The sequence below is a fragment of the Streptomyces sp. TRM49041 genome (assembly GCF_008271805.1).
Classification (GTDB): domain Bacteria; phylum Actinomycetota; class Actinomycetes; order Streptomycetales; family Streptomycetaceae; genus Streptomyces.
On record NZ_VSRY01000153.1, the window covers coordinates 1 to 2,903 of the forward strand.

Sequence of the window (2,903 nt, forward strand, 5' to 3'; positions counted from 1 at the left end):
CTCGGGGGGCATTCGCTGCTCGCCACCCGCCTCGTGAGCCGGATCCGCTCCGCCTTCGGGCGGGAGCTCGGTATCCGTGCGGTGTTCGAGTCGCCGACGGTGGCGGGGTTGGCGTTGCGTCTGGTGGGTGCTGATGTGGCGCGGAGGGCGTTGGTGGCGGGGGAGCGGCCTGCGCGGGTGCCGTTGTCGGCGGCGCAGCGTCGGTTGTGGTTCCTGCATGAGCTGGAGGGGCCGTCGGCGACGTACAACGTTCCGCTGGTGCTGAGGCTTGAGGGTGAGCTGGACGCGGCTGCGCTGGAGCTGGCCCTGGGTGATGTGGTGGGCCGGCACGAGAGTCTGCGGACGGTGTTCGCGGATGTGGATGGTGTGCCGTATCAGCGGGTGCTGCCGGTGGTGGATGCCGGTGTGGTGCTGGAGGTGGTGGGGGTCTCGGAGGAGGGGCTGGCCGCTGCTGTGGATGGTGCCGCGGGGTATGCGTTCGACCTGTCCGTGGAGTTGCCGTTGCGGGTGACGTTGCTGCGGGTGGGTGAGCGGTCGTCGGTGCTGGTGGTGTTGATGCATCACATCGTGAGTGATGGTTGGTCGCTGGCTCCGCTGGCGGATGATCTGTCGGCTGCGTATGCGGCGCGGGTCGGTGGTGGGGCGCCGGGTTGGGTTCCGTTGCCGGTGCAGTACGCGGATTACGCGTTGTGGCAGGCGGAGGTTCTGGGTGACGAGGGTGATGCGTCGAGTGCTGCGGGTCGGCAGATCGAGTACTGGCGCAGTGCGCTCGCTGGTGCGCCTGAGCTGATCGAGTTGCCGGCGGACCGGCCGCGTCCGGCGGTGGCCTCTTATCGCGGTGGTGCGGTTGATCTGGCTCTGGATGCGGAGTTGCACGGTCGTCTGCTGGCGGTGGCTCGTGAGTGCGGGGTGACGCCGTTCATGGTGGTGCAGGCCGCTGTCGCGGTGCTGCTGTCGCGGTTGGGTGCGGGCACGGATGTGCCGTTGGGCACGGTTGTGGCGGGCCGTTCCGATCAGGCGTTGGACGGTCTGATCGGGTTCTTCGTGAACACGTTGGTGCTGCGCACGGACGTGTCGGGCGACCCCTCGGTCCGGGAGCTGCTGGCCCGGGTCCGCGAGACGGACCTGGCCGCGTACGCGCACCAGGACGTGCCCTTCGAGCGCCTGGTCGAGGTCGTCAGCCCGCAGCGTTCCATGGCCCATCACCCGCTGTTCCAGGTGATGGTGCTCTTCGACAACAACACGGAGGCGTCGCTCACGCTGCCCGGTCTCCAGGTCTCCGCGGGTGACTCCACCACGAAGGTCTCGCAGTTCGACCTCTCGTTCGCGCTGTTCGAGCGCCATGACGGAGACGGCACGCCGGCGGGGATCAGCGGCGAGATCGAATACGCCTCGGACCTGTTCGACGAGGCGAGTGCGCAGGGTCTGGGCGAGCGGTTCGTCCGGGTGCTGGAGGGGCTGCTCGCGGATGTGGACGGCCGGGTCGCGGCGGTCGACGTGCTGTCGGCCGGCGAGCGCGGCCGGGTGCTGGCGGAGTGGAACGACACGGCGGTGGCCGGTGCCGCCGAGGTGTCGGTGGTGGAGCGGTTCGAGGCGCAGGTGGCGGCGACGCCGGATGTCATGGCGCTCACCTTTGGTGAACACGCCATCTCATACCGCGAGTTGAACGCCCGGGCGAATCGCCTGGCGCGCTTCCTGATGGAGCAGGGGGCGGGTCCGGAGAAGTTCGTGGCGGTGGTGCTGCCGCGGTCGGCGGAGCTGGTGGTCTCGCTGCTGGCGGTCCTGAAGTCGGGTGCGGCGTACGTGCCGGTGGACCCGGAGTTCCCCGAGGACCGCATCGCGTACGTCCTCGAGGACTCGTGCCCGGTGCTGACGCTGACCGAGGAGGTCCTTGCGGCATTCGGTACGGGCGACGCGTTCGACGCCGGTGACCTGGGCGTGCCCGGCGATCCGAGCCGCGCCGCCTACGCGATCTACACCTCCGGTTCCACGGGCCGGCCCAAGGGCGTCGTGATCCCCGAAGGCGCGTTGGCAAACTTCCTCGGCTCGATGCAGGACCGTTTCCGGCTCTCCTCCGACGACCGGCTGCCGGCGGTGACGACGGTCGGCTTCGACATCGCCGGCCTGGAGATGTACCTGCCGCTGCTGAACGGCGCGGGCCTGATCCTCGCCGACCGTGAGGCGGTCAGGGACCCGTCGATCCTGGGTGCTCTGCTGAAGGCGTCCGGTGCGACGGTGATGCAGGCGACGCCGAGCCTGTGGCACGCGCTCGTCGAGGCCGCGGTGGACCTGTCCGGCCTGCGGGTGCTGGTGGGCGGCGAGGCGCTGCCGTCGGATCTGGCGGCGGCGCTGGCCGGAGCCGCCCGCTCGGTGACGAATCTGTACGGCCCGACCGAGACCACGATCTGGTCGACGGTCGCGGACGTGACGGCATCGGACGGGGTGGCGATCGGACGTCCGATCGCCAACACACGGGTGTACGTGCTGGACGCGGCTCTGCGTCCGGTGGCTCCGGGTGTGCCGGGCGAGCTGTACATCGCCGGCGAAGGCCTGGCCCGTGGCTATCTCGGTCGTCCGTCGCTGACGGCGGAGCGATTCGTGGCGGACCCGTTCGACCTGACGGGCGCGCGGATGTACCGGACGGGCGACCTGGTGCGCTGGACGGCCGATGGTGTTGTCGAGTACATCGGCCGCACCGACTTCCAGGTGAAGGTGCGGGGCTTCCGTATCGAACTGGGCGAAGTCGAGTCCGCCCTGAACGCCGTGACAGGCGTGACCGGGGCGACGGCGGTGGTCCGTGAGGACCGTCCGGGGAACCGGCAGCTGGTCGCCTACTACGTCGGCGACGCGGACCCGGCGGCCGTGCGGGCACAGATCGCCACCGGACTGCCGGACTACATGGT

At 70.0% G+C, this 2,903-nt stretch carries 1 protein-coding gene; it reads left to right on the top strand.

Annotation, left to right across the window (positions count from 1 at the left end):
* Positions 1 to 2,903: non-ribosomal peptide synthetase (locus FVS66_RS24860; protein WP_149183446.1), on the top strand; the 2,903-nt coding region annotated here is incomplete at both ends.